Genomic DNA, 25,530 nt, shown 5'->3' on the forward strand with positions numbered 1-25,530 from the left:
ACCGAAGGTCTCGCTCGCCCGCCGCTGATGCCGGCGGGTGGACTGCCGGGACGCCGCAGCGTCCAGTGTGTCGACAGGCCTCGGGCTGACAGGCTGCGCCATCCCAGACATCACTTCAGACATCGTTCAGAACACAGACCCGGCCGGAGCTACTCCCCTTCGACGCCCAAGTGTAGTCGATCCCGGTGTGCAAAACCCGCCGGCTCGCGGTAAGGCACGGTTTGGGCCAAGACACAGCAGCTTAAGGCAAAGCCGGGCAGGCGCTAAAGTCAATTACGTGAGCAATAACTTTCCTGTCCCGGATCCGGACCGTCCATGGACCCGCCACTACAGCGACGGGGTCCTGACAAGTTTCAGCCTTCCCGAGGGTTCCCTGGTGGACATGGTGGAGACGTCGGTACGTAAATACGGTTCCAAAACCGCGCTGCAGTTCTTTGGTGCCACCACCAGCTACGCCGAGCTGGGTGAACAGATCCGCCGGGCAGCGGCGGGACTGCAGAAGCTGGGTGTACGCAAGGGGGACCGGGTGGCGCTGGTGCTGCCCAATTGCCCGCAGCATGTCGTGGCGTTCTACGCCATCCTGCGGCTGGGCGCTGTAGTGGTGGAGCACAACCCCCTCTACACCGACCGTGAGCTGCGGCACCAGTTCGAAGACCACGGCGCCACTGTGGCCATTGTCTGGGACAAGACCGTCCAGCAGATCCAGGACCTGCCCGCGGACATCCCGGTGCACACCATCATTTCCGTTGGCCTGATCGAAGCCATGCCGCTGAGCAACCGGCTGGCATTGAAGCTGCCGGTTGCCAAGGCCCGCACGGCCCGCGCCGCGCTGACGGCAGACAAACGGCCGCGCAGCGGGGCACGGAAGGTGCTGACCTGGAAGACGCTGCTGGACACCCGGCCGCTGCGCCGCCGGCACCCGCGTCCGGAGTCCTCGGACCTGGCGGCCATCCAGTACACCAGCGGCACCACGGCCGATCCGAAGGGGGCAATGCTCTCGCACGCCAACCTGATGGCGAACGCCGCGCAGGGCCGCGCCTGGGTGCAGGGCCTGCGCCCCGGCAAGGAAACCGTCTATGCCGTGCTGCCGATGTTCCACGCCTACGGCCTGACGCTGAGCCTGACCTTTGCCATGAGCATGGGCGCCCGCCTGGTATTGTTCCCGAAGTTTGATGTGGACCTCACCCTGCAGGCCATGAAGAAAACGCCCGCAACCTTCCTGCCGGCAGTACCGCCCATCTACGACCGGCTCGCGGCTGCCGCAGCGGAACAGGGCGTCTCGCTCAAGGGTGTCCGGTTCGCCATCTCCGGAGCCATGAACCTGCCGCCGAAAACGGTGGAAACCTGGGAAGCGGCAACCGGCGGGCACCTGATCGAAGGTTACGGGCTGACCGAAACCTCCCCTGTGGCGCTGGGTAACCCCTTCGGTCCCAGCCGCAAGCCCGGCACCGTGGGTGTGCCCTTCCCCGAGACCGATATCCGCATTGTGGATCCGGAGAATCCCACCGTGGAGGTGCAGTACGGCACGCCCGGCGAACTGCTGATCAAGGGCCCGCAGGTCTTTGGCGGTTACTGGAACAAGCCCCGGGAATCCGAAGCGGCGCTGCTTGAGGGCGGCTGGTTCCGCACCGGCGATATTGTGTCCATGGACGACGACGGATTTGTCACCATCCGGGACCGGATCAAGGAACTGATCATTACCGGCGGTTTCAACGTCTCCCCGTCCGAAGTGGAGGACGCCCTGAAGCGGCACGAGTCCGTGGATGATGCCGCGGTGGTGGGCATGGCCCGGACCGGAGGCGGCGAGGACGTGGTGGCCGCCGTGGTGCTCAAGCCCGGCTCGGGATTCAATGCCGAAGGGCTGCGTGCCTATGTGCGCAATGAACTGGCCGCCTACAAGGTCCCGCGGCGCATCGTGGAAATCCAGGAACTGCCGCGTTCGCTGATCGGCAAGGTCCTGCGCCGGCATGTGCGCGATAACCTGCAGAACGGCATCGACGGATCGTCCGCTACACCCGACCAGGGCACTGCGCCCGTCAATCCTGACGCCGGTCCTGCCGGTGCCCCGAAACAGCCCTGAGCAGAGAGAGCGGACATGAGCGCATCAAGCACGCAGCGGAAGGACCGGCCTGCCGAAGCCGACCACACCAGGCCCGGCCGGTATTGGAGCGGCCCGCTGGGGCATGCCGCACAGCGTGCGGCACAGATCCTGCTGATCCTGGTGCTCGTGTCAGTGTCCGTGTACGGGCTCCGGCAGATCACGCTGGTGGTGATCCCTGTCCTTCTTGCCCTCATCCTGGGGGCGGCGATCGCTCCCTTCGTGAATTGGCTGCGTCGTAAGGGATGGCCCAGTGCACTGGCTACGGGGTTGTCCTTCCTGCTGCTGCTGGCGATCTTCGGCGGCCTGGTGACGGGCATTGTTTTTGCCATTCGCAGCGAGTGGTCTTCCCTGGTGGACCAGGCAGTCCAGGGCTTCGACAAGCTCTATGACTTCATCCTGAACGGCCCCCTGCCGATCGATGACAACATGCTCAGGGACGCCCGGGACGCGGCGATCGATTTCGCCACCAGCAGCACCGTCAGTAACGGGGCAATCGCGGGCCTGTCAGCAGCGACGTCCTTTATCACCGGATTCCTCCTGATGGCCGTGGTGCTGTTCTACTTCCTGAAGGACGGGGACCGGATCTGGGCGTTCTTCCTGCGGTGGTTCCCCGAAGACCGGCGCGAAAAGGCCCGCATCTCCGGCTTCCGGGTCATGGAAGTCCTCGGCGGCTACATCCGGGGCACCGCCATCGTGGCACTGGTGGACTCGGTCTGCATCGGTGCGGCCCTGTTCATCCTGCAGGTCCCGCTGGCCCTGCCACTGACAGTGATCGTCTTCGTCGGTTCCTTCATTCCGCTGGTGGGTGCAACGGCGGCCGGAGTGTTCGCCGCCCTGATTGCGCTTGTAGCCAACGGCCCCGTGGTGGCGCTGGTGGTGGTGGTGGTGATCATTGCCGTGAACCAGATCGAAGGAAACTTCCTGCAGCCCGTGGTGATGGGTAAATCCCTGAGCATCCATGCCCTGGTCATCCTCCTGGCCCTGACCGCCGGAACCATCCTGGCCGGGATTATCGGCGCCATCCTGGCGGTACCCATCACGGCCGTCGGCTGGGCGGTCATCAAGGTGTGGACCGGGGAAGACAACGGTGAGGACATCGAGGAGCTGGCTGAGATCCCTGATCCCGAGGAACAGCCCGAAATGGAATCCGCGGAGAGCTGACGCGTGAAGGCCCTGCCCGTAGAACCTACCAACGCGCCGGTTGCCATCGGCGTGCGCATCCGTGCCGCCCGGCAGGCCCGCAGGATGACCATTGAACAGGTGGCCGAGGCAACCGGCCTGACCAAGGGCTTCCTCAGCCGGGTGGAACGGGATCTGACCTCACCGTCCGTGGCGTCCCTGGTGACGTTGTGCCAGGTGCTCTCGATCTCCATCGGAGACCTCTTTTCGGCCCCCCAGATTAATCTGACCCGCTGGGAGGACGCCCCGCGGATCAGCCTGGGAGGCGACGGGATTGTGGAACGCCTGGTCACGGCGCGCACCGAGCGCCGGGTCCAAGTGGTCCGCTCCGTCATTGAACCCGGCGGCACCGGAGAAGCAGACCTGTATTCCGTGGACTGCGAAGTCGAAGTGCTGCACGTGGTTCAGGGCCGTTTCCAGCTGATTCTGGGCAGCGAGAGACTGGATCTGGCTGCCGGGGATACCGTCACCTTTCCCGGCAGGGAACCGCACTCCTGGCATAACCCCGGCAGCAGGGAGGCCGTAGTGCTGTGGACCCTGGTTGGACCCGGCAGCGCGTAAGCGCGTTCCGCTGCCGGGTCGGCGCTGGGTACCTTCCGCCTGGACCCGGGCCGGAGGCTGTCCCGGCCTGCTAGACCCGTGCCGGCTCAGCTGCGGCCGTAAGGTCTGCCAGGTAGCTGAGCGCACCGGACAGGTCCCGGCCCGCAGTCCGGTAGCCAACGTAGCCGTCCGGGCGGATGACCAGCAGTTCCGGACGGCGTGAGCTCAGGCCCAGGCGGTGGAACGCGAGGCCGCTGACATCCTGGATGATGCCGGGCCCGCCGGCGATCAGGCTGCTGCCTGTCATCAGCTGCTTCACGTGCAGCAGCCCGGCCAGGCGGGGCAGTGATGCCTGGATCTGCTCGGCGGCGTCCTGCGGCCATCCCGGGCCGCAGAGCAGCACCGTGAAGCCCGGCGCAACCGCGAGGTCCTGAAGCCGGCGTTCGCGGCCCTGGTGGATCACATCGGCATCCGGCATCCGGTCACCGGGGCGCGGACCGGAGGCCAGCAAACCCGGCAGGCGGGAGGTGCCGGACTGCACCATGTCCGAGCCGCGGTAATTAACGTTCAGCTGCGACATGGTCCGGAAGAGGCGCGAACGCAGCCCGTCCCAGTCCATGACCTTCGGGGCGAGCGCGGGCAGAAGCTTGGTACGCGGCAGTTTCGCCAGGCCGCTGCGGCTGGTGGCGAGCTTGAAGATCCGGTCCGTCGCGGAGACCACATCCCGGCCCACGGGCCGCCGCTCGGCGTCGTAGCTGTCGATCAGGTCATCGCTGGCCAGGCCCCGGGAGCCGAGGGCAAGTTTCCAGCCAAGGTTCAGTGCGTCCTGGATGCCGGTGTTCATGCCCTGCGCCGCCACGGGGGAGTGCACGTGCGCGGCATCGCCGGCCAGGAACACGGAACCTCGCTGGAAGTACTCCGCCACCTGGTGGGAAAGCCGGAAGGTGCTGATCCACTGCGGATCGCGTACCTGCAGTTCTCCGCGGGTGAAGGTGTCGGCCAGCTTCTGGAGCGTCTCCAGGGTGGTTGGCGAGTTGTCCCCGCGCGGTTTGATGCCAATCATCCGCCAGGTGGCCGGGCCGCCGAGCGGGAAGAGGAAAAGGAAGCCGTCCTCAGTGGGGTAGGAGTGCACGGTGTCGGGCTCCACGCCGTCAACCTCGACGTCCGCCAGGATGAAGGTGTCCGGGTAGGCCGTACCGCGCCAGTCCATGCCGGCCTTCGCGCGCACCGTGCTGTTGGCACCGTCCGCTCCCACCACATAACGGGCGCGGATGCGTTCGATGCCGCGGTCCATGCGCTGGATCTTGGCTTCCATGCCGGCAAACGGGTCTTCCGGGTCCAGGCGTTCGAGGTCCTGGAGCTCGGCGCCGCGCTCAATCCGCACCCGGCGTGAGAGCAGGTACTGCGTGAGGATGCGTTCGGTTTCCGTCTGGGAGAGGAACAGCAGCTGCCGGTAGGCGGAGTCCTCCAGTCCGGAATCGAAGAGGTCCACATTCAGGGTTTCCTCGGGCAGGTGCAGCTGCAGCTGCCGTGCCGGGTGGCCCGCCGCGGCCAGTTCATCACCAATACCGAAGGGGCGCAGTGCTTCGAGAGTGCGCGGCTGGATGGCAATGGCACGCGACTCGGTACCCGGTGTCTGCCGCCGGTCAATAATGCGGAAACTCGCGCCGAAAGCGCTGAGCTGGGCGGCCAGAGCCAGGCCGGTAGGGCCGGCGCCGACAATCAGGACGTCGACGTCGAAGGAAGGGTCTGCGCTGTTATCGTGGGCCGCCATGCTCTCAGCCTAGTCTTGACCCTGAGCGCAGTTCCACTTTAGCCTTTCGGTAAACTTTTGATTACCTACAGATAACAGGGGTGCGGGCAACGACGCCCGCGCCGGATCCGGAGAACCCCATGGACAACCTTCCCCGCGTCAGCGCCAACGGCAACACCGGTCCGGTGGATGCTGCGCTGGTTCCGCGCTACGCCGGCGCTGCCACATTTGCCCGGCTGCCCCGGCTGGACCAGGTGGAGCGCACCGATGTGGCCGTGGTGGGTGTGCCCTTTGACAGTGGCGTCTCCTACCGGCCGGGCGCACGGTTCGGCGGCAACCATGTCCGGGAAGCAAGCCGCCTGCTGCGCCCCTACAATCCGGCGCTCGACGCATCACCGTTTGGAAACCTGCAGGTGGCGGACGCCGGTGACATGGCGGTGAACCCGTTCAGCATTCATGAGGCCATTGAGACCGTGCAGCAGAACGCCCTGGACCTGACCGGCGGAGGGGCGAGACTGCTGACCCTGGGCGGGGACCACACCATTGCCCTCCCGCTGCTCCGCGCCGCTGCAGAACGCGCCGGGACCCCGGTGGCCCTGCTGCACTTTGATGCACACCTGGACACCTGGGATACCTATTTCGGCGCCGAATACACACACGGAACCCCGTTCCGCCGGGCCGTGGAGGAAGGCATCCTGGACACCGACGCCCTGTCCCATGTGGGTACCCGGGGGCCCTTGTACGGCAAGAAGGATCTCGAAGAGGACCGACGGTTCGGCTTTGGCATCGTGACGTCCTCCGACGTCCTCCGCCAGGGGGTGGATGAGGTGGTGGCGAAACTGCGGGAGCGGATCGGCGACCGGCCGCTCTATATCTCCGTGGATATTGACGTCCTGGACCCGGCCCACGCCCCGGGAACCGGCACTCCCGAAGCCGGAGGCCTGACCAGCCGGGAACTGCTGGAGATCCTGCGCGGACTACGCGGACTGAACCTGGTGGGGGCCGACGTCGTCGAAGTCGCCCCCGCCTACGACCATGCCGATATCACCGCCGTGGCGGCCTCGCATGTCGCCTATGACCTGATCACCCTGATGGGGCTTTCCGCATGAGCGCCGGAGCCGGCACCGCACCTGCCCGCAACGGCGGCGACCTGGTGGTGGAAACACTCGAAGCCCTGGGCGCCACGAAGGTGTTCGGGATTCCCGGCCAGCACGCGCTGGGACTCTTTGACGCCCTGTCCCGCTCGCGGCTGGAGTTCATTTCCTCCCGGGTGGAAAACAACTCAGCCTTCGCAGCCGACGGCTTTTCCCGGGCCACCGGACAGGTGGGGGTGGTGTTCCTGTCCACCGGCCCCGGGGCACTGACCGCGCTGGCGGGCCTGCAGGAAGCCTATGCCACCGGTGTACCCCTGATTGTGGTGGCCAGCCAGCTGCCGATCGAGGGGCTGGGCGCCCGGCGGAGGGGCATGCTGCACCAGCTCGATGACCAGAAGGCCTCCGCTGCCAACGTCACCAAGAGCCAGCGGCTGATCCAGCACGCTTCCGGCATTCCGTCCGCCATCCAGGATGCCTGGACCGAGGCCATCTCCTCCCCGATGGGTCCGGTGTGGATCGAGGTGCCGCAAAACGTCCTGCTGAATCCCGTGCTGGTGCCGGCGGTGGAGGACGCCCTGGCCGAGCCATTCGACAATCCTCCGCGCAGTGAACTGGTGAAGGAAGCCGTTCAGTGGCTGTCCGGTGCCCGGCGTCCGGCCATTATTGCCGGCGGGGGAGTGCGCCGCAGCGGGGCCGGGCAGTCCCTGCTCTCGATCGCCGAGAAACTCCACGCGCCGGTGATCTGTACCCCGGGCGGCAATGGTGCCTTCCCCTGGGAACATCCCCTGTCCCTGCAGTCGTGGATGGAGGACCGGCATATGACCGACCTGCTGGAGGACGCTGACGTGCTGCTGGTCATCGGGTCCTCGCTGGGTGAAGTGACCTCCAATTACTTCACCATGGCACCGCGCGGCCGGATCATCCAGATCGACGCCGAACCGCGGGTGCTGGAGTCCAACGCACCGGCCCTTGGCATCCGCGCCGATGCACGGCAGGCACTGGAAGCACTTGATGCTGCACTGCCTGCGGCCGCAGCCGAACTCCCGGACTGGCACGGACAGACCGCCCGGGAAGCGGTCGCCGCGGCCCTGGACCGGGTGCAGGCACGGCTGGATGCCCAGGACCTCGCCCTGGAGCGCCGGTTCATGGCCGATATCCGGGCCGCCGTTCCGGATGCAATGCAGACCTACTGGGACATGACCATTTCCGCGTACTGGGCCTGGAGCTGCTGGGACGCCCGGTCCGGGCAGTTCCACTCCGCCCAGGGCGCCGGCGGACTCGGGTACGGCTTCCCGGGCGCCATCGGCGGGGCCCTCGGCCTGGGGGAGCGGGTGCTGGCGGTGTCAGGGGACGGCTCCGCAATGTACTCCATAGCCGAGCTGGCCACCGCCCGCCAGCACGACGCCGCCGTGACCTGGCTGATTGTCGACGACGGCGGGTACGGGATCCTGCGCGAATACATGGAGGACGCCTTTGGCAAGGCCACGGCAACGGAGCTGGCGCGGCCGGACTTTGTGAAGCTCGCCGAATCCTTCGGGGTTCCGGCCCGCCGCTGTTCACCCGCAGGTATCCGTGAAGCCCTCGAGGAGTCCTTCACTGCGGAGGGCCCCAACGTTGTGGTGGTGGAGGCACGGATAGGACTTTTCGCCCCCACCCATCTGGCCTAGCGTTCCGTGGCGTTTAGTTAGTTGACCTAGTCAAATTCCGGCGTATAGTTGCCTAGGTCAACTATCGATCCGTCCGGAGGAATCCCATGCCCGTGCAGCAGGCAACGGCGGAAGACCTGACCCGGAAAGTCTTCGCCCTTCAACGGGCCCTGCGGTGCGTCACCCAGCTCAGCGCCGACAGCGGGGGACCCGGGGTGGCATCGCAGGGCGTCATGCGCATGATCGCCGAAGACGGTGAACTGCGGGCCACCGAGCTCGCAGCCAAACTGGGCATCGGGCCGGCAGGACTGAGCCGCCACGTCGCCGAGCTGGAAGAGCTTGGCTATGTCCGGCGCCGCCCGCACCCCCAGGACCGCCGTGCCTACCTCATCAGCCTCTCCGAACTGGGGGAAACAGTCCTGGCGCAGGCCCTGGCACACCGGGCAGCCATCCTGCAGCAAACCCTCTCCGACTGGACCGAGGAGCAGGCCCAGACGGCATCGAACTCTATCGGGGCACTCTCCGACACTCTCTTTTCTTCCTTCCGCACCGCCGGTACGTCCCGTTCAACACCTGGCGCGTCCGATTCCATGCCTACTCCGCAGGAGCAAACAGCTAAGTGACCGAAACCAAGACAGCAAAGACAGCCAGGACAAAACACGTACCCGGCGAGATGAGCCACCGCCAGATCCTGCAGGCCCTCACCGGCCTGCTCGCCGCCCTCTTTACGGCAATGCTGAGCACCACCATCGTGGCCAATGCACTGCCCACCATCATGGGTGAACTGCATGGAACCCAGACGGACTTCGCCTGGGTGGTCACCGCGGCGCTGCTGGCCAACGCGGTGAGCACGCCGATCTGGGGCAAGCTCGCTGACCTGTTCAGCAAAAAGCTGCTGGTGCAGCTGAGCATCGTGGTCTTCGTGGCCGGTTCGGTGCTGGCCGGGTTCTCGCACAACATGGAGCTGCTGCTGACAGCCCGCGTGATCCAGGGCCTCGGCATGGGCGGACTCACGGCACTGGCACAGGCGATCATCGGATCCATCATTCCGCCGCGCGAACGCGGCCGGTACTCCGGGTACATGGGTGCCGTGATGGCCGTGGCCACTGCGGGCGGCCCGCTGCTGGGCGGCTTCATTGTGGACAGCCCGCTGGGCTGGCGCTGGACCTTCTTCCTCTGCGTTCCCCTCGCCGTCGTCGCCCTGGTCCTGCTGCAGATCACCCTGCGCCTGGAGCACGTGCGGCGCCCGGCGCGGATCGACTGGCTGGGCTCCATCCTGCTCACCGCAGGAATCTCGCTGCTGCTGATCTGGGTCTCCTTCGCCGGCAAGGCCGGCTACTACGAGTGGTGGTCCTGGGAAACGGCCGCCATGGTGGGCGGCTCGGTGGTCCTGCTGGCCCTGCTGGTGTTCGTTGAGTCCAAGGTTCCCGAACCCATCATTCCGCTGAAGATCATCTCCCAGCGCACCACCGCCCTGGCCATCATCGCCTCCGTGGCCGTGGGCATCGCCATGTTCGGTTCCACCACCTTCCTCGGCCAGTACTTCCAGCTGGCCCGCGGCTTCACCCCCACCGAAGCCGGCCTGCTGATGCTGCCCATGATTGCCGGCAACCTGCTCGGGTCCGTGGGATCGGGCCTGCTGATCACCCGGTTCGGCAAATGGAAGCGCTACCTGATCATCGGTACCCTTCTGGTCATTCTCGGTACCGGGCTCGCGGGCATTATTGACCACGAAACCGAGATGGTCCTGGTCAGCCTGTTCATCTTTATCCTCGGTGTCGGCATGGGCCTGCTGATGCAGAACCTGGTCCTCGCCGTGCAGAACACGGTGAAAGTCACCGAAGTCGGCTCCGCCAGCGCCTCGGTGGCCTTCTTCCGCACGGTTGGCGGCGCCATCGGCGTCTCCGTCCTGGGCGCCGTGCTGTCCAGTTCGGTGAGCAACCGGGTCACCCGGGAACTGACCGATGCGGGCATCCCGACCGAGGGCGGCGGCACCACTGCCACCCTGGACATCGCGGAGCTGCCGGCGCAGGTGCAGACGTTCTTCCGGATCGCGTATGCCGAAGGAACCGCTGACATCTTCCGCATCGCAGCGGCCGTTGCCGTGATCGCTTTGGTGGCTGTGCTGTTCATCAAGGAACAGGCGCTGCGCCGGACGCTGGACATCAAACCGACCTCCGCCAGCCCGGTGGAACCGGGCCTGACCGGAGGCAGCGAAATGCTGCAGACCGGCGCCATGGCCGCGGTTCCGGCCGCCCGCACAGCGGAAACGGAGGCTTCCCGGCAGGCGGCCAACGCCGGAAACGCGGGCGACGGACAGACCCCGGGCGCGAGCCCGAAACAGTAAGGCGGGAAGCGCGCCGGCACCTACTGCATGGTGAACCGGCGCGCCACTGCTCCGGCCAGCGCCGGGCTGCGGAACATCCGTTCCAGGCCGGCGTTGCGCAGGGCCATCACCCCCACAGGCAGGGGGCGGCCCAGCATCATGTTTACCCGGGCCTGGGCTGACGCCACCACCGCATCGCGGCGGCGGTCCCGTTCAAAGCCCCGCAGCCGCGTGCCGACCGGTTCGCCCTGCAGGGCAGCGGCGATCAGCGGTGCCACGGCCGCCGCGTCCAGCCAGCCCAGGTTCATGCCCTGCCCGCCGATGGGACTGATCACATGGGCCGCATCACCGATCAGCAACGTCCGGCCCCGGACCAGGCGTTCGGCGCGGCCAATCCGCACCCCGAAGGCGCTGAGCATCGAGTTCCGCGTTGCGTCCAGCCGGTGCCCGGTGCGGTGGCGCACCATGGCCGCCAGATCAGCGGCGGAGGCATCTGTGGCCAGCGCATCGGTATGCACCACCCAGCGGCGCAGGCCTCCGGGCAGGGGGAAGGACTCAACTATGCCCTCCGGTTCCAGATACAGCACGCCCAGCGAGCCGTCGGACGTGTCATCGGGAAAGTCGCCCATCAGATAGGTATCCGGAAGCAGCCGCGAGGACCACGGTGTCCCCAGGGCGGTGCGAATGGAGGAGCGTGCACCGTCGGCGGCCACCAGCAGTGAGGCCGTGGAAGTGAAGGCGGATCCGTCGTCTGCGGTACCGTGCACGCGCACCGAGGGGCCGTCCTCCTCGAAGGATTCGACGCGGGCCCCGCGGACCAGGGCCTGCGGGTCCAGTGCCTGCAACCGCTCCTTCAATAGTTCCTCGGTGCGCACCTGCGGCAGGGTGAGGACATACGGATAACGGGCCGAAGCAGCGGCGAATCCCAACCGGGCAACTGTCCGTCCCGCGCTGCGTGCCTCGCCGTGGCTGATCTGCACCCCTTCCCGGGCCATGGCCCCGGCGATCCCGGCCAGGGCCAGGGATTCCAGCGCCGGGGGATGCACCCCGATGGCCCGCGAATGCGCGCTGCGTACCTGACGCTGTTCCAGCACCTGGACCGATACCCCTGCCTGAAGCAGCAGGATGGCCAGGTACATTCCCACCGGTCCGCCGCCCGCGATCACGACGTCGGCAGCAGGCCGCGGCAGGAGGGGCGGCGGCGCGTCCGGCAGTGGGGATGGGAGCGCCGTGGGAGCCGGGGCTGTCGCCACGCGGATCACGCCTCCTTGGACAGGCCGGGGACCCGCCCGGGCGGCGGACAGAACAGCAGGTTCTGCCAGGGTCGGTGCTGCCGTCCCTGCCAGCCCGGCGGAGTTACCGTGAGCAGTTCCTCCCGGGTAAAGCTGCGCCGGATCGAGGTCAGTCCGTCTGCACGGATGAACGAGCCGGGGAAAAAGGGCCGGGTCCCGATGGAGAAGAGGGCATACGCCCAGGGGTTGCGTTCAATGTCGCTGTGCAGGCTCAGGTGCCGGGCCAGCTGCCGTGAATCCGCCAGCAGGGCCTGCATTTGTTCCGGGGTGAGGTGGTGCAGCATGTGGTTGGAGATCACTACATCGAAAACCTGCCCCTCAGCCACCAGGTCGGAACTGAAGGCCTGACGGAAGGTCAGTCCTTTGACCGCCGGCTGGGCGGAAGCGAAGGCGTGGGCCCGGGGATCGGGGTCAATTCCGGTGATTTCCACGTCGAGGCCGTCCCGCCGGGCCCAGCGGGCCAGGCTGCGGGCTACGTCGCCGCCTCCGGAGCCGATGTCCAGCAGGCTCCCGCCGCCCGCTTCACGGAAGAGGGGGCGAAGGTAGCGGACATAGTTGCGCCGCCACCCGGAGACCACCGCATTAATGAGCCAGAACTGGGCATAGGTTCGCTCGAGGCGGCGCGGGTCGGCGTCCGGGCGGTCCATTTCCTCCACCGCGTCCACCGCCCGCTCTGCCAGGGACGGAAAGCCAGGCGTCATACGGCCGCAGGAACGCCCAGCGGCGCCGCCCGGTCCGCCTGCTCTGCTGAACCGGGCTGCACCGGCCCGCCAACGCGGGTGAACAGCCCCGTCTCCACCGTGAGTCCGGGCCCGAAGGCCATGGAGCAGATCCGCTCATTACCGCCATTGAAGGGCAGGTCCAGGATGCGTTTGAGCACAAACAGCACGGTGGCGCTGCTCATGTTTCCTACCGTGCGCAGGGTTTCCCGCGCCGGGTGCAGCTGCTCCTCGCTGAGTTCGAGTTTGGTTTCCACCTTGTCGAGGATGCTGCGTCCGCCCGGGTGGATGGCCCAATGCTCAATGTCGCTGTACGGGCGGCCGTTGACGGTCGGGTCGTGTGCCAGCAGGGGCTCAAGTGCCCCCACGATGTGATCATCGATGATATGCGGAACGTAGGTGCCCAGCACCATCTCAAACCCTTCGTCGCCGATGTTCCAGGCCATGGCTTCCTCGCCGACGGGCGTGAGCACGGTTTCGAAGTGGTCCAGCCGGATGGCCGGACCCGAAGCGGGGAGGTCTTCGCGGGCAGTGATGATGGCCGCCGCCGCGCCGTCGGCGAAGAGCGAGGACCCCATGATGGCATCCGGGTCATTGGAGGTGCGCACATGCAAGGAGCACAGTTCGGCGCTGACCACCAGCACCACGGCGTGGGGATCGGCGTCGCAGAAGGATTTGGCGGCCCGCATCGCCGGGAAGGCCGCATAGCAGCCCATAAAACCGAGGTGGTAGCGCTGCACCGAGGCGTTCAGGCCCAGCGCCCGGACCACCTTGTAGTCCGGTCCCGGGTTGAAGAACCCGGTGCAGGAGACGGTGATGACATGGGTGACGTCCGCCGCGGTAATTCCGGCGCATGCGTCCAGGGCCTTCGCGGCGGCTTCAATAAACAGCTTGGTGGCCTCGACTGCGAATATATCGTTGCGGACCTTGGTGCTGGGGCTTAGCAGCAGGCCGCTGCGGGCATCATAAAACTTAGGGTGTTCCGAGGTGTCATTGAGGGAAAGCTCGGCCAGCGCGGTGCGCCGGGTATCGATGGCAGCGGAATTGAAACAGGTGCGGACCAGCCGTTCGCCCAGCCGGGTCAGCCCCGGCTGCGCGGCGAACGTATCGCGGACTTCATCCTGCACCAGAACAGTGGGGGGAATTGCAGTTTCCAAGGACCTGAGGGTAACCGTCATAGTCCATTCTTAGGGGATGGTGATCTTCCGCACAATGCCCGGTGTCCCCTGACGGTTGCCCGAGGCTACCGGTTTAGCGGCTCCAGCAGGCCTTTTTCCACCACCAGTTCCACGGACAATGTTTTGTATCCCGTGGATTCGAAGAGAACCGTTACCGTGTCATTCTCGTAGCTCATCACGACGCCGGGTCCCCACTCGGCGTGCGTCACGGCGGACTGGAGCGGGAAAGGATCCTCCATTTCCCCGGTGCTCGGCGCTGCGTCCTCCACGGCCGCACCTTCGGCGGCAGCCCTGTCGCAGTTGTCGCAGTTGCCACACGGTTCGGGCAGTTCCTCGCCGAAATAGCCAAGCAGGAACTGGCGGCGGCAGCCGGAGGTCTCGGCATACTGGCGGGCCATGTCCACCCGGGACTGGTCAATGTTCTCGCGGCGTTCGGCGTAGTCCATGGCGGCGGCCACCGCATCATTGGGTGCCATTTTACGTGCCTTGTAGCCGCGTTTGGACATGCTTACGGCGCCGGCTTCCTGCAGCAGGTTCAGCAGGCCGGAGAGCCTTCTGCCGCTGACGCCCAGCTTCTGCGCGAGCTGCGCCTGCTTGATCGGGCCTCGTTCGGCGCGCAGTGCCGCCAGCAGCTGGCGCAGGGAACCCTCATCGGGGCGTTTGCTGGCGAAGAAGCGGCGCAGCCCCAGGTCCTCCGGGCGGTAGTGCAGTACGGCGGCCGACGGCAGACCGTCCCGCCCGCCGCGGCCGATCTCCTGGTAGTAGCTGTCAATGGAATCCGGGATACCGGCGTGCACCACGTAGCGGACATTGGGTTTATCGATCCCCATGCCGAAGGCGGTAGTGGCTACCACCACGTCCAGCTGGTCATCAAGGAACTGCTGGTGGACCTCTTTGCGTTCTCCGGCGGGCCGGCCGGAGTGATAGGGCGCCGTGCGCAGGCCCGCCATGGCCAGGTCCGCCGCGTATTGCTCCGTTTCCTTGCGGGTTGCCACGTAGACCAGCCCGGGATGGGTGAGTTCCGTGACGCTCTGCATCACTGCGCGGCGCTTGTCCTCGGCTTCAACGTGCATATGGACGGCCAGGTGCAGATTGGGCCGGTCGAACCCCTGGGCAATCAGGAACGGGTCCTTGAGCTGGAGTACCTCGGCGATCTCGGCCCGGACCGGGGGAGCGGCGGTGGCCGTCAGCGCCACGACGGGCCGGCCCAGCGCCTGCGCCAGCCCGCCGAGCTGAAGGTAGTCCGGCCGGAAGTCATGGCCCCAGGTTGAGACGCAGTGCGCCTCGTCAATCACGAGGATGGAAACATCCAGGCCTTTGAGCCGGTCCGAGACCTCCTGGCGGGCCAGCTGTTCGGGTGCAAGGAAGAGGAACTTGGCCCTGGTGTCCTCATTCCGGTCTTCGGCGGCAGCCCAGGCGGCATCAATGCTGCTTTGGGGCTGGCTGGAATTCAGGACGTAGGCGCGGGTGGCGCCGGCGGCCGCGTTGATCCCGTCTGCCTGGTCGCGCTGGAGTGCAATCAGCGGCGAAATGACGACGGCGATGCCCGGCAGGGTGAAGGCGGGCACCTGGTACACGGCGGATTTACCGTGTCCGGTTGGCATCACACAGAGGACGTCCCTGCCCTGTGCAACGGCGGCCATGGCCTCCAATTGTCCTTCGCGCGGGGTGTCCCAGCCGAAGATCTCCGACGCCGTCCTGATCAGGTCTTCCCGCGTGATATTCATTCATGATCCTTCAGGCGTACCGGGCCGGCTCCTGCCGGCATGAAGTAATCAGCTTACTGATGACGGGTTCCGGATGCGATTCGGCTGCGCGGCCGGGACCATTGGTACCACTGCCGGCAGAGCAGCACAATCAGCACGATTTCGACGGCGGCCCCGCCGTAGTACATCACCAGGGCGCCCTGCTCCGCGGCTGCCGGCTCAATGCCCGGCGGCGGGTCAGCGTAGATGCCTTTGGCCAGGATGTTGTGGGCGGCAATGGAGAGGATCAGGACCACGGCACGCAACCGGTATCCGGCCCGGTGCGGTGACGGGTCCCGGCCAATGATCGAGGCGGTGAAGAGGTACCCGGCGGCCAGCAGATGGAAGGTGACCAGCCAGTGCACCGGCATGGAGTCCTGCATGGCATCCAGCAGCCCGGTGCGGAACATCAGGATCATGCCCCCGGTATTCAGGACGGCGGCGGTGACGGGATTGCCGAGGAAGCGTACAAACCCGCTTCGCAGCAATCGGGAGAGCCGGCGTGCGGGATAAACATCGAGAGTCCGCAGGGCCAGGGTGAAGGGGCGCGAGAGGACCAGGAGCAGCGGCGAAACCATACCGGCCAACAGGTGGGAGAAGCTCAGCACGGCGAAATCGGTATGTGAGAGTTCGGCCAGGGGATTCAGCACGGTCGCCAGCACTGCGGCTACCCCCAGGGTGAAGAACACCGTGCGGTGCCAGGGCCAGCTTCCGGACCGGGGCGAGAGCGCTCCGGCCCAGTACGCCACCAGCGCCACTACGGCGGGAATGAAGAAAAGCGACTCCGCCGGGAATCCGCCCTCACCGTGGCTATGCATCGGTCCTGGCGTCCGCGGCCGGGGGAACCGCAGCACGGGTACGCCACAGCAGCACGGCTCCGGAGAGCATCAGCAGCACGGCCACCGCGTTCCACACCGTGTCATACACCAGCAGGTCCACCTCGTAGCGGATCTGGTGCAGCCCCATGAGCTTGTGCTGCACCGTCCCGTCATACAGCTGGAAGGCTCCGGCGCCCAGCAGAACCCCGCCGGCCCAGCGCTGCAGGATGACCTCGTGCCAGCGGCGCAGATCCGCGAACAGGAACAGCCCGGCCACCACGGCGAACCAGCCGAAGGCGTGGAACAGGCCGTCCGAAAACAGCCCCGCTGCAGTAGTGGACCGGTCATAAAAGTGGTGCCACTGCAGTAACTGGTGAAAAACCACCTCGTCCACGAAAGCAGCCACCCCGATGCCGAAAAGGGCTCCGGAAAGGAGGTTGCGCCGCCGGGGGGACCGTGATGGAGGAAGCGGAGAAGCCATGTTTCGAACATAACACCGGGCCCCGCGCACCCGCAGGTCCGCCAGTGACAAGGTCCATCCCGGCAGCAAGGATGGAGGGATGTGGATCGGCGCGCTGGAAGTAGACCTGCTGCTGGGGGACGTGCACTCGCTGAAGGGCAAACGCTCGCTCGTCCGGCCCATCCTCGCCGAGCTGCGGCGGAAGTTCGATGTTTCCGCAGCAGAGGTCGGGTCACTGGACCTGCATCGCAGGGCTGCCATCGGCGTGGGCGTGGTGGCCGCGGACCGCACGCATGTGGTGGATGTGCTCGACGCCGCCGAACGGCTGGTCGCTGCCCGGCCGGAAGTCCAGCTGCTGAGCACCCGGCGCCGGCTATTCACGGCAGAGGACTAGCCGACCTCCGCCTGACCTCGCCACGGTGGAGGCAATGGGGAACAATTGGGCGGGTGAGTCTTAGCGCAGCACCCGCCCCCGCCCCTTCCGCTCCCGATGCCGAGGTCATTGCCCAGCTGGCTGCCGAATTGGGGGTGGCGCCCTGGCAGGTCCGTGCCGCAGTTGAACTGCTCGACGGCGGGGCCACCGTTCCCTTTATTGCCAGGTACCGCAAGGAAGTCACCGGCACCTTGGATGACGCCCAGCTGCGCGAGCTCGATGAGCGGCTGCGGTATCTGCGCGAACTGCAGGACCGCCGCCGGGTCATCCTGGCGGCCGTGGAAGCGCAGGGGAAACTGACCCCCGAACTGCGTGCCGCCGTCCTCGCCGCCGACACCAAGTCCCGCCTCGAAGACATTTACCTTCCGTACCGCAGCAAGCGGCGGACCAAGGCCCAGACCGCACGGGAAGCCGGGTTGGAGCCGCTGGCCGATGCCCTGCTGGCCGACCCGCGGCGCTCCCCGGAGAAGGAAGCCGCGGCCTATTTGGGCGACGGGGTCCCTGATGCCGCCGAGGCGCTCGCCGGTGCCCGGGCCATCCTCATTGAGCGCGTCTCCCAGGACGCGGACCTGCTGACCGAGCAGCGGGAGAAGCTCTGGCGGCAGGGCCGGATGCGCTCGCAGGTCCGCCCGGGCAAGGAAACCGAAGGGCGCAAGTTCACCGACTACTACGACTTTTCCCAGTCACCGTCGGGGATGCCCTCACACCGGGTACTGGCACTGTTTCGGGGCGAGAAGGAAGGAATCCTGGAACTGAGCCTGAGTGAAGGAGACCCGGCCGACGCCGAGGCCCTCGCCAAGGCCCGGGCCCGCTATGAACGGTCCGTAGCCGCGCGGCTGGGCGTGGCGGACCGGGGACGTCCGGCGGACGCGTGGCTGGCGCAAACCGTGCAGTTGGCCTGGCGCCGGATCCTGGCCAAACTTTCCGTGGACCTGCGGGTCCGCCTGTTCACTGACGCGGAGGCTGAGGCCGTACGGGTGTTCGCGGCCAACCTGCGCGATGTCCTGCTGGCTGCCCCGGCGGGCAACCGGGCCACCCTGGGGCTCGACCCCGGACTGCGGACCGGCGTCAAAGTGGCGGTGGTGGACGGCACCGGCCAGGTGGTGGCCACGGACACCGTGTATCCGCACGCTCCGGCGCGGCGCTGGGACGAGGCTCTGGCGACGCTTGCCGGACTGGTCCGGCAGCACGGCGTCGAACTTATTGCCATTGGCAACGGCACCGCGTCCCGCGAGACGGACAAGCTGGCCGCCGAACTGATCCGGATGCTGCCGGCAGGCACGCAGGTGCGGAAATTGGTGGTGTCCGAGGCGGGGGCATCCGTGTACTCAGCCTCGGCACTGGCTTCCGCTGAGCTGCCGGGCATGGACGTGTCGCTGCGCGGGGCGGTGTCCATTGCCCGCAGGCTCCAGGACCCGCTGGCAGAACTGGTCAAGATTGATCCGAAATCCATTGGTGTGGGGCAGTACCAGCACGACGTCACACCGGCCAAACTCGAGCGGTCCCTGGACGCGGTGATTGAAGACTGCGTTAATGCCGTGGGCGTGGACCTGAACACCGCCTCACCCGCGCTCCTGACCCGGGTGGCCGGCGTCGGCCCGCTGCTCAGCGAGAACATTGTGGCGTACCGCAACGCCAACGGCCCGTTCACCCGGCGCCGGGACCTGGTGAAGGTGCCCCGGCTGGGTGCCAAGGCCTTTGAACAGTGCGCCGGCTTCCTGCGCGTCACCGGCGGGAGCGAACCGTTGGACGGGACCAGCGTGCACCCGGAGTCCTACCCCACGGCGCGGAAGGTCCTGGCCGCGGCCGGGGCCACCATGAGTGCGGCAGGTGCCACCCTGGACGGGGTTGATCCGGCAGCTTTTGTGGACGGTACCGTTGGCCTGCCCACGGTCCTGGATATTCTGGCTGAGCTGCGCAAACCCGGCCGCGACCCACGCCCGGCCTTTGAAACGGCAACGTTCTCGGAGGGCATTGAAAAGATCTCGGACCTGCGTCCGGGGATGATCCTGGACGGTGTGGTCACCAATGTTGCGGCCTTTGGTGCCTTCGTGGACGTGGGAGTGCATCAGGACGGCCTGGTGCACATCTCCGCCATGTCCACCAGCTTTATCTCCGATCCCCGCGAAGTGGTGAAATCCGGGCAGGTGGTCAAGGTCAAAGTGCTGGAGGCGGATCCGGAGCGCAAACGCATTTCGCTGACGCTCCGGCTCGACGACGACGCCGAGGGACCCGCGGGCGGCAGGCCTCGGCGTCTGCCGTCGCCGGCAGCACCGGCCGGAAGTGCCGGAACCAAGCGATCCGTTCGGCAGGCCCGGCCCGAGGCTGCGAAGCCGCCGGCCAAGGCGGGCGTGGGGAAGCCTGCCCGGGGAGGCGACAGCAAGCCGGCCAAAACCGGGGCGCCGTCGTCGTCCGCGTCCACCCCCGCCGCGAAGGCTGGCAGGGGCGGACCACAGACCACGGTTCCCACCGGTGCCATGGCCGACGCCATGCGGGCTGCCGGGCTCCTGAAATAGGGCGGTGCCGGGCTCAAGGAGCGGTGCCCGGCACAGGACTGCGCCCGGTGTGCGTGCGGAAGAGCTAGTCGGGGTTGCCGGGCCGATCGGCCGCTTCGGCTTCGTCCGCCTGATCCGGTGAGGCAGGTACGGTGCCCGCGGCATGGGTGCCCTGGTCCTCGCGGATGTTCCCGGCCGAGTGCGAAGAGCTTCCCGGCCTACGGGGTTCTCCGGTGGGGCCGGGCTGAGGTGCGCTCGGACCCAGCGGGTCCTCGGCGTCGTTGGCTGGTCCGGTGGGTTCAGTAGTCACGGTGTCCTCTCGGTGATGCTTGCTTCTTCTGGAAAATCAGTTGCGGCTGATCAGTGTGCCCAGCAGGCTGCTGTCCAAGGCCGCCAGCAATGCGCGCGGATCCTCGTAGACCTCTTCGGCACCGGCCTCGCGCAGTTCGGCTTCGCTGGTACCGCCGCAGGTCAGTCCGATGGTGGGAATGGAGAGCTTGCTTGCCGCTTTCACGTCCCAGACGGAGTCGCCCACAAAAACGGTGTCTGCTGCGTCCAGTCCGCCCGATTCCAGTGCCGCCTCCAAAATGTCAGGGGAGGGTTTGCTGGCGTCGGCATCGCCGGAGCTGGTGGCGCCGCTGATGGCCGAATCGGCGTCGATCACGGTGCGCAGGAACCCGAGCTCAGCCTCCGAAGCAGAGGAGGCCAGCACCACGGTCAGGTCCTTGCCGGCGCAGGCCTTAAGCAGGTCCCCGGCGCCGTCGAACGCGCGCAGCGAAGGCCACCAGGTAGAGAAGATGGCGCCGTGGGTGCTGTCGAGCTTTTCGTCCTCCTCCTTGTTGCGGTCCTCGCCAAGGAGGTGTTCCACGAGTTTGTCCCCGCCCATGCCAATGCCGCGGTGGATGGCAGACATGGGAACGTCATGTTCCATCCGGCGGAATGCCTGCCACCAGCAGACCGCGTGCAGATAATTGGAATCCACAAGGGTGCCATCCACATCGAAAAGGACCCCGCGCTTGCCGTTGCCGGAACTGCTCATAGCTTGCCGCCTTCGTTATCCGTAGTGCCTGTGCCTGCTCTCGAGTCTAGTGCCGGGGCCGGGAACCCTGCCCGTCCCGGCGGGCCCAGGAAGGCGCGAAGCTGCCGTTCCACCACGCTCAGTTCCTTGAGCTCACATTCCCACACCACCAAAACCTCCCAGCCCGCCGCCTCAAGGACGGCCCGGGCAGCGGCATCCCGTTCCACCGTGCGGTCTCGTTTTGCGGACCAGAACGCGCTGTTGGTTTGCGGAGCATGCTGCCCGGCCCGGCAGGAGTGGACATGCCAGAAACAGCCGTTGATGAACAGGACCTTCCGGCGGCCGGCGAACACCAGGTCCGGCTTCCCTGGCAGACGGGCGGGACCGTAGCTTCCGTGCAACCGGAACCGATATCCGGCGGCATGCAGGAGGCGGCGGACCAAAAGCTCCGGTTTGGTGTCCTTGCCCCGGATGCGGGACATGTTCCGGCTGCGCTGCTCGGGAGTGAGGATATCGGCCATGGTCCCAGTCTAGGAAAAGGTCACGATTGGGTTTCGCGCTACCCGGATTGGCTGGAGGGGATTTCCAAAGCCATAAGGTCGCTTACTATTGAAGTCACTGATAAACCCTTACAAGGAGGTAAGTGATGTCGGGCTACTTCAAGCTGGTGGACGCCCACGAGGGAAGTTACCGGATCAAGCTCATTTCCGGTGACGGGACGCTGATGGCAGTGTCCACCACCTTCGACACCAAGCAGGATGCGGCGGCGGGAATCGAGCAGCTGCGCGAGATTGCCGGCACCGGCCCCGTGGTTGACCAGAGCAAGGACGCAGACGTGTTGGGGGCAGCCAACAGCTCTGCGCCACGGGCGGCTGCCAACTAAACCGGAAGTATGTAGAGCACCAGTAACACGGCATTTTCAGCAACACAGCACCTCCGCACTACGGAACAGGCCCCGTGCCCACCGTTTTAGGTGGGGACGGGGCCTGTTCTACGTCTCCGGGAGCTGCCGCGTCACCTGACGCCGGGTTCCCGGTGCCTAGGTCTGGTCCTGGCCGCCCTCAGCGGGTTCCTGAGGGTGGACCTGCGCCTCGTTTTCCTCATCCTTGCCGTTGCCCTCCGCAGGCTGCTGCGGATGCGTCCGGCCGGAGTCCTTTTCCTCGCTGCCCTGCTCGCTCATGGGATTCTCCACTTCGCTCATGGCCGGCACCGGCGGACGCCGGTTCTCCTGTGGAGCGGCCTTCGTTCCAGTTTAGGGACTTGGCCCGGTGTGGGAACCCCGGACGGTTCAACCCGTCCCGTCCCGCCGGGCGGCTGCGCTAAGTGCGGGGCAGGGCGATCAGACACTCCCTCACAAACTGCTGGCCTGTACCGCAGACTGCCGGTAGCGTGAGCCGGATGCAGCCCAAAGACGCAGATGTCATTGTTGTAGGAGCAGGCCTCGCCGGCCTGGTGGCCACCGCCGAGCTGGTGGCGGCCGGACAAACCGTGATCCTGGTGGAACAGGAGGGTCAGCAGAGCCTCGGCGGCCAGGCATGGTGGTCCTTCGGCGGGTTGTTCCTGGTGGATTCACCGGAACAGCGCCGGCTCCGGGTCAGGGATTCCGTGGAACTGGCCTGGCAGGACTGGCTTGGCACGGCCGGCTTTGACCGGGAAGAGGATTACTGGCCGCGCCGCTGGGCCGAGGCGTACGTGCATTTCGCCGCCGGGGAGAAACGGGCCTGGCTGCAGCAGATGGGACACCGCCTTTTCCCGGTGGTGGGCTGGGCGGAGCGCGGCGGGTACGGCGCCAACGGTCCGGGCAACTCCGTGCCGCGTTTCCACATCACCTGGGGTACCGGCCCCGGGATCACCGCACCCTTTGAAGCGAAGGTGCGCGACGGCGTCGAACGCGGCCTGGTCCGCCTGGCCTTCCGCCACCGGCTGGATGAGCTGGTCCTGACCAACGGGGCCGTGACCGGAGTGCGCGGCAGCGTGCTGGAACCCACGACGACGCCGCGCGGCACGGCCTCGTCGCGGACGGTTACCGGCGACTTCGAATTCACTGCTTCTGCGGTGATCCTGACTACCGGCGGCATCGGCGGAGACCATGACGCGGTGCGGGCGGCCTGGCCGCAACGGATGGGACCGGCACCAAAGAACATGCTCAGCGGCGTGCCTGAACACGTGGACGGCCGCGGAATCGGGATTGCACAGACGGCCGGCGGGCGGGTAATCAACCCGGACCGGATGTGGCATTACGTGGAAGGCATCCGGAACTGGGACCCGGTATGGAAGAACCACGGGATCCGGATCCTGCCCGGGCCGTCTTCCCTTTGGCTGGACGCGGCCGGCAACCGGCTGCCGGTTCCGCTCTTCCCCGGTTTCGATACCCTCGGCACGCTGGAACATCTGCGCCGCAGCGGGCATGACTACAGCTGGTTCATCCTCAACAAGTCGATCATCCGCAAGGAGTTTGCCCTCTCCGGGTCCGAGCAGAACCCCGACCTCACCGGCAAATCGGTACGGGACGTGCTTCGGCGGGCCACCGCGGGCGTACCGGCACCCGTGCAGGCCTTCCTGGACCACGGTGAGGATTTCCTGACGGCCGATTCCGTGGAGGAACTCGTGGCCGGAATGAATGTGCTGGCCAAAGGATCTTCGGCGCAGGGGCAGGTCCCCGAGCTGTCCGTTGACGCGGTCCGCAGTGAGCTTGAGGCCCGGGACCGCGAAATCCTCAATCCGTTCAGCAAGGATTCCCAAGTCACCGCAATCCGGGGTGCCCGCACGTACCTCGGCGACCGGCTTATCCGCACGGCCGCCCCGCACCGGATTCTGGACCCCAAGGCAGGACCACTGATTGCCGTCCGCCTTTCGGTGCTGACCCGCAAAACCCTCGGCGGATTGGAAACTGACCTGCAGTCACGGGTCCTGGGCGACGACGGCGCTCCGGTGCCGGGGCTCTTCGCCGCAGGCGAGGCAGCGGGATTCGGCGGCGGCGGTATGCACGGCTACCGGTCCCTGGAAGGCACGTTCCTGGGCGGATGCCTCTTCAGCGGCCGTGCAGCCGGCCGAGCCGCGGCCGGGCAGGGCACCGCACAAACATAGGCACCGCACAAACATAGAGGCGCCGCTTAAAGACGCCCGGCCGGGACAGCAGCCTCATGGATGCCGTCCCGGCCGGTGCGGGAGTTGAAGGGACTAGCCCGCGTATCCCATCTTCCGGGCCTGCCGGTATTCCTTCATCTGGTTGTAGTAGGCGCTGGCCGGGCCCATGAACAGCATGACCACGCCGGCAATAAGCAGCAGGATGGAGACCAGGCTGAGGATGCCGGCCGGTGAACCGTTGACCCCGATCAGGCTGGTGAGGGACAGACCGGCGAAAACGGCCATGACGATCCGGGCCCAGTTGTGTCCCTTACGGGCGAACACAGCGAACAGGACGTTGACGGCAAGGCTGATCACGCCGATAACGACTGCTGTGACCAGGCCAATGGTGACGGCCGTATCCACATCGGAGCCGGTCAGGCCGCTGGCGCGTGCCAGTTCAGCGCGGCCTGCATCGGAGGTCAGGGTAGCCACGGACAGAACCAGACCGATGAGGCTCGCAACAGCCGAGGCGATCAGCAGCCAGAAGCCGCGCTCCACGGCCGAGGGCCGCTGCGGCTCGTTGGCTACAGGGGCGGATTCTCCGCCGCTGTACGCGCCGTAGTTGTAATTAGGCGTGCTCATAGTAATTTTCCCCTTTTGTTTCACACGAATAATGAATGACTATCAGTGAAGACCCAAACGATGTCCTGCCCAGCCTAGCCAAGTCAAAGCCCCAATGGGTCCCCATAACGGTGGATATTCCCGGGGTTTTTGCCCGGCTTCCGAAACCGGGCTCCACCGAATGGAGGATGTGCGGGCAGGTCACGCGGTGGTGCTGGCTGCCGGGTGCGGAAAGAGCGGGAATAAAGGGTGTGTCCGCGGCCGTTCCCCACTGTATGCAAACGCATGAAAAGGAGAATCGGATGACTGATCGCAGGCTAGTGGTGGTTTCGGGCGGGCTGGGCGTTCCCTCGTCCTCGCGGATGCTGGCCGATGCTCTGGCAGCGGCAGCGCGGATGGAAATCGAAGCCGGCGGACTGAGCGCATCTGTCAGCACCTTCGAGCTGCGGGAATACGCCGTGGACATTGCCAACTCCATGGTCACCGGCTATGCGCCTCCGCGATTGGAAGCGGCCATCAACGAGCTGGTTGCCGCCGATGCCCTGATTGCCGTCTCTCCGGTCTTCACCGCCTCCATGAGCGGCCTGTTCAAATCCTTCTTTGACGTCATCGATAATTCGTCCCTTGACGGCAAGCCCGTACTGATCGGCGCCACCGGCGGAAGTGCCCGCCATTCCATGGTGCTGGACTATTCCATGCGCCCCATGTTCAGCTACCTGCGCGCACGGACGGCCCCCACCGCTGTTTACGCTGCTCCCGGCGACTGGGGAGAAGGCGAAACCGGCACCGGTTCCCTGGATCAGCGGGTCCGCCGTGCTGCCGGCGAGCTGGTTGCCCTGATGGGGGATGCTCCCGCTCCACGGCCGCGGGCGGGCGCGGCGCCGCAGAAGCTTGCTGAAACGTCACTGCCGTTCGAAGAGCTGCTGGCCCAGACGCAGCGCAAGTAGCGTCCGCGGGGGCCAATCCGGCCGGGACCCTGCCCGGCCGGACCCGCGGACCCTATACTTTTGGGACTGCCAGCTCACTTCGAACGGGGACCGTTC

General features: G+C 66.5%; 24 protein-coding genes. 12 read left to right on the forward strand and 12 right to left on the reverse strand.

The genetic code is table 11. The annotated features are described in order from the left end of the window. The first annotated feature begins 277 nt into the window (after positions 1-277). Genes MUK71_RS03090 through MUK71_RS03100 form a run of 3 tightly spaced genes read left to right on the forward strand, consistent with a single transcriptional unit; the run spans position 278 to position 3,841 of the window. Positions 278-2,080 (forward strand): long-chain-fatty-acid--CoA ligase, encoded by a 1,803-nt coding sequence (locus tag MUK71_RS03090; protein WP_227929185.1) that lies wholly within the window; start codon positions 278-280, stop codon positions 2,078-2,080. A 15-nt stretch (positions 2,081-2,095) separates the two neighbouring features. Beyond that, a complete protein-coding gene (locus tag MUK71_RS03095; RefSeq protein WP_227905607.1) occupies positions 2,096-3,262 on the forward strand; it encodes an AI-2E family transporter in 1,167 nt (388 codons plus the stop codon). Between the two features lie 3 nt (positions 3,263-3,265). Continuing rightward, complete coding sequence (locus tag MUK71_RS03100; protein WP_227929184.1) at positions 3,266-3,841, forward strand: cupin domain-containing protein; 576 nt, start codon at positions 3,266-3,268, stop codon at positions 3,839-3,841. 70 nt (positions 3,842-3,911) lie between these two features. Here the strand turns inward: MUK71_RS03100 and MUK71_RS03105 are convergent, their stop codons facing one another. Then, on the reverse strand, positions 3,912-5,594 hold the full coding sequence (locus MUK71_RS03105; RefSeq protein ID WP_227929183.1) for an FAD-dependent monooxygenase: 1,683 nt from the start codon (positions 5,592-5,594) through the stop codon (positions 3,912-3,914). Positions 5,595-5,713: 119 nt separating this feature from the next. Between MUK71_RS03105 and speB the strand changes: the two genes are divergently transcribed. The 4 genes from speB to MUK71_RS03125 all read left to right on the forward strand — a co-directional run bounded on the left by speB (position 5,714) and on the right by MUK71_RS03125 (position 10,660). After that, the gene (gene speB / locus MUK71_RS03110) at positions 5,714-6,682 is read left to right on the forward strand and encodes an agmatinase (protein WP_227929182.1); all 969 of its coding nucleotides are present in this window, start codon (positions 5,714-5,716) and stop codon (positions 6,680-6,682) included. Then, the gene (locus tag MUK71_RS03115) at positions 6,679-8,334 is read left to right on the forward strand and encodes a thiamine pyrophosphate-binding protein (RefSeq protein WP_227929181.1); all 1,656 of its coding nucleotides are present in this window, start codon (positions 6,679-6,681) and stop codon (positions 8,332-8,334) included. The genes speB and MUK71_RS03115 overlap by 4 nt, the downstream gene beginning before the upstream one ends. A gap of 86 nt (positions 8,335-8,420) precedes the next feature. Beyond that, positions 8,421-8,936, forward strand: coding sequence for a MarR family winged helix-turn-helix transcriptional regulator (locus tag MUK71_RS03120; RefSeq protein ID WP_227905599.1), 516 nt, complete (start codon positions 8,421-8,423; stop codon positions 8,934-8,936). A 50-nt stretch (positions 8,937-8,986) separates the two neighbouring features. Next, positions 8,987-10,660, forward strand: coding sequence for an MDR family MFS transporter (locus tag MUK71_RS03125; protein ID WP_227929236.1), 1,674 nt, complete (start codon positions 8,987-8,989; stop codon positions 10,658-10,660). 20 nt (positions 10,661-10,680) lie between these two features. Here MUK71_RS03125 and MUK71_RS03130 read toward each other — a convergent pair whose 3' ends face one another. From MUK71_RS03130 to MUK71_RS03155, 6 genes are all read right to left on the reverse strand, one after another. Further along, entirely contained in the window at positions 10,681-11,892 is a 1,212-nt protein-coding gene (locus MUK71_RS03130) for an FAD-dependent oxidoreductase (RefSeq protein WP_227929180.1), read from the reverse strand. 5 nt (positions 11,893-11,897) lie between these two features. Then, positions 11,898-12,632, reverse strand: a complete 735-nt coding sequence (locus tag MUK71_RS03135) for a class I SAM-dependent methyltransferase (RefSeq protein ID WP_227929179.1) — start codon at positions 12,630-12,632, stop codon at positions 11,898-11,900. After that, positions 12,629-13,828, reverse strand: a complete 1,200-nt coding sequence (locus tag MUK71_RS03140) for a type III polyketide synthase (protein WP_227929178.1) — start codon at positions 13,826-13,828, stop codon at positions 12,629-12,631. Before MUK71_RS03140 ends, MUK71_RS03135 begins: the two co-directional genes overlap by 4 nt. A gap of 65 nt (positions 13,829-13,893) precedes the next feature. After that, a complete protein-coding gene (locus MUK71_RS03145; RefSeq protein ID WP_227929177.1) occupies positions 13,894-15,555 on the reverse strand; it encodes a RecQ family ATP-dependent DNA helicase in 1,662 nt (553 codons plus the stop codon). 53 nt (positions 15,556-15,608) lie between these two features. Beyond that, on the reverse strand, positions 15,609-16,391 hold the full coding sequence (locus MUK71_RS03150; RefSeq protein WP_227905589.1) for a cytochrome c oxidase assembly protein: 783 nt from the start codon (positions 16,389-16,391) through the stop codon (positions 15,609-15,611). Then, on the reverse strand, positions 16,384-16,872 hold the full coding sequence (locus tag MUK71_RS03155; RefSeq protein WP_227929176.1) for a DUF2243 domain-containing protein: 489 nt from the start codon (positions 16,870-16,872) through the stop codon (positions 16,384-16,386). Before MUK71_RS03155 ends, MUK71_RS03150 begins: the two co-directional genes overlap by 8 nt. A gap of 79 nt (positions 16,873-16,951) precedes the next feature. Between MUK71_RS03155 and MUK71_RS03160 the strand changes: the two genes are divergently transcribed. Together MUK71_RS03160 and MUK71_RS03165 are read left to right on the forward strand one after the other, a co-directional pair. Next, a complete protein-coding gene (locus MUK71_RS03160) occupies positions 16,952-17,245 on the forward strand; it encodes a DUF503 domain-containing protein (protein ID WP_227905584.1) in 294 nt (97 codons plus the stop codon). 53 nt (positions 17,246-17,298) lie between these two features. Beyond that, positions 17,299-19,800: a Tex family protein gene (locus MUK71_RS03165; protein ID WP_227905582.1), complete on the forward strand. Its 2,502-nt coding sequence runs from the start codon at positions 17,299-17,301 to the stop codon at positions 19,798-19,800. Between the two features lie 64 nt (positions 19,801-19,864). On the opposite strand, the gene MUK71_RS03170 is transcribed toward MUK71_RS03165, so the two are convergent. From MUK71_RS03170 to MUK71_RS03180, 3 genes are read right to left on the reverse strand one after another with little or no spacing between them, the layout of a single operon-like run. Further along, positions 19,865-20,089 carry a hypothetical protein gene (locus MUK71_RS03170; RefSeq protein ID WP_227905580.1) on the reverse strand — a complete coding sequence of 75 codons (225 nt, stop codon included), beginning with the start codon at positions 20,087-20,089 and terminating at the stop codon, positions 19,865-19,867. A 36-nt stretch (positions 20,090-20,125) separates the two neighbouring features. Next, positions 20,126-20,818: an HAD family hydrolase gene (locus tag MUK71_RS03175; RefSeq protein WP_227929175.1), complete on the reverse strand. Its 693-nt coding sequence runs from the start codon at positions 20,816-20,818 to the stop codon at positions 20,126-20,128. Further along, a complete protein-coding gene (locus MUK71_RS03180) occupies positions 20,815-21,318 on the reverse strand; it encodes a very short patch repair endonuclease (protein ID WP_227905576.1) in 504 nt (167 codons plus the stop codon). Before MUK71_RS03180 ends, MUK71_RS03175 begins: the two co-directional genes overlap by 4 nt. 125 nt (positions 21,319-21,443) lie before the next feature. Here MUK71_RS03180 and MUK71_RS03185 point away from each other — a divergent pair, with 125 nt between their 5' ends. Continuing rightward, positions 21,444-21,680, forward strand: a complete 237-nt coding sequence (locus MUK71_RS03185) for a YegP family protein (RefSeq protein WP_227905567.1) — start codon at positions 21,444-21,446, stop codon at positions 21,678-21,680. A 156-nt stretch (positions 21,681-21,836) separates the two neighbouring features. On the opposite strand, the gene MUK71_RS03190 is transcribed toward MUK71_RS03185, so the two are convergent. Continuing rightward, the gene (locus MUK71_RS03190) at positions 21,837-21,998 is read right to left on the reverse strand and encodes a hypothetical protein (protein WP_227905566.1); all 162 of its coding nucleotides are present in this window, start codon (positions 21,996-21,998) and stop codon (positions 21,837-21,839) included. 197 nt (positions 21,999-22,195) lie between these two features. Here MUK71_RS03190 and MUK71_RS03195 point away from each other — a divergent pair, with 197 nt between their 5' ends. Beyond that, positions 22,196-23,884: an FAD-binding dehydrogenase gene (locus MUK71_RS03195; protein ID WP_227905565.1), complete on the forward strand. Its 1,689-nt coding sequence runs from the start codon at positions 22,196-22,198 to the stop codon at positions 23,882-23,884. A 93-nt stretch (positions 23,885-23,977) separates the two neighbouring features. Here the strand turns inward: MUK71_RS03195 and MUK71_RS03200 are convergent, their stop codons facing one another. Beyond that, positions 23,978-24,508, reverse strand: a complete 531-nt coding sequence (locus MUK71_RS03200; protein WP_227905564.1) for a hypothetical protein — start codon at positions 24,506-24,508, stop codon at positions 23,978-23,980. A 281-nt stretch (positions 24,509-24,789) separates the two neighbouring features. On the opposite strand from MUK71_RS03200, the gene MUK71_RS03205 reads away from it, so the two are divergent. Beyond that, complete coding sequence (locus MUK71_RS03205; RefSeq protein WP_227929174.1) at positions 24,790-25,434, forward strand: FMN reductase; 645 nt, start codon at positions 24,790-24,792, stop codon at positions 25,432-25,434. Positions 25,435-25,530: the final 96 nt, after the last annotated feature.

The organism is Arthrobacter zhangbolii, from assembly GCF_022869865.1.
Taxonomy (GTDB): domain Bacteria; phylum Actinomycetota; class Actinomycetes; order Actinomycetales; family Micrococcaceae; genus Arthrobacter_B; species Arthrobacter_B zhangbolii.

Coding starts and splice junctions, on each gene's coding strand:
- MUK71_RS03095 (WP_227905607.1), top strand. CDS start 2,096: ATGAGCGCATCAAGCACGCAGCGGAAGGACCGGCCTGCCGAAGCCGAC.
- MUK71_RS03105 (WP_227929183.1), bottom strand. CDS start 5,594: ATGGCGGCCCACGATAACAGCGCAGACCCTTCCTTCGACGTCGACGTC.
- speB (WP_227929182.1), top strand. CDS start 5,714: ATGGACAACCTTCCCCGCGTCAGCGCCAACGGCAACACCGGTCCGGTG.
- MUK71_RS03115 (WP_227929181.1), top strand. CDS start 6,679: ATGAGCGCCGGAGCCGGCACCGCACCTGCCCGCAACGGCGGCGACCTG.
- MUK71_RS03120 (WP_227905599.1), top strand. CDS start 8,421: ATGCCCGTGCAGCAGGCAACGGCGGAAGACCTGACCCGGAAAGTCTTC.
- MUK71_RS03125 (WP_227929236.1), top strand. CDS start 8,987: ATGAGCCACCGCCAGATCCTGCAGGCCCTCACCGGCCTGCTCGCCGCC.
- MUK71_RS03135 (WP_227929179.1), bottom strand. CDS start 12,632: ATGACGCCTGGCTTTCCGTCCCTGGCAGAGCGGGCGGTGGACGCGGTG.
- MUK71_RS03140 (WP_227929178.1), bottom strand. CDS start 13,828: ATGACGGTTACCCTCAGGTCCTTGGAAACTGCAATTCCCCCCACTGTT.
- MUK71_RS03145 (WP_227929177.1), bottom strand. CDS start 15,555: ATGAATATCACGCGGGAAGACCTGATCAGGACGGCGTCGGAGATCTTC.
- MUK71_RS03150 (WP_227905589.1), bottom strand. CDS start 16,391: ATGCATAGCCACGGTGAGGGCGGATTCCCGGCGGAGTCGCTTTTCTTC.
- MUK71_RS03155 (WP_227929176.1), bottom strand. CDS start 16,872: ATGGCTTCTCCGCTTCCTCCATCACGGTCCCCCCGGCGGCGCAACCTC.
- MUK71_RS03160 (WP_227905584.1), top strand. CDS start 16,952: ATGTGGATCGGCGCGCTGGAAGTAGACCTGCTGCTGGGGGACGTGCAC.
- MUK71_RS03175 (WP_227929175.1), bottom strand. CDS start 20,818: ATGAGCAGTTCCGGCAACGGCAAGCGCGGGGTCCTTTTCGATGTGGAT.
- MUK71_RS03180 (WP_227905576.1), bottom strand. CDS start 21,318: ATGGCCGATATCCTCACTCCCGAGCAGCGCAGCCGGAACATGTCCCGC.
- MUK71_RS03185 (WP_227905567.1), top strand. CDS start 21,444: ATGTCGGGCTACTTCAAGCTGGTGGACGCCCACGAGGGAAGTTACCGG.
- MUK71_RS03190 (WP_227905566.1), bottom strand. CDS start 21,998: ATGAGCGAAGTGGAGAATCCCATGAGCGAGCAGGGCAGCGAGGAAAAG.
- MUK71_RS03195 (WP_227905565.1), top strand. CDS start 22,196: ATGCAGCCCAAAGACGCAGATGTCATTGTTGTAGGAGCAGGCCTCGCC.
- MUK71_RS03200 (WP_227905564.1), bottom strand. CDS start 24,508: ATGAGCACGCCTAATTACAACTACGGCGCGTACAGCGGCGGAGAATCC.
- MUK71_RS03205 (WP_227929174.1), top strand. CDS start 24,790: ATGACTGATCGCAGGCTAGTGGTGGTTTCGGGCGGGCTGGGCGTTCCC.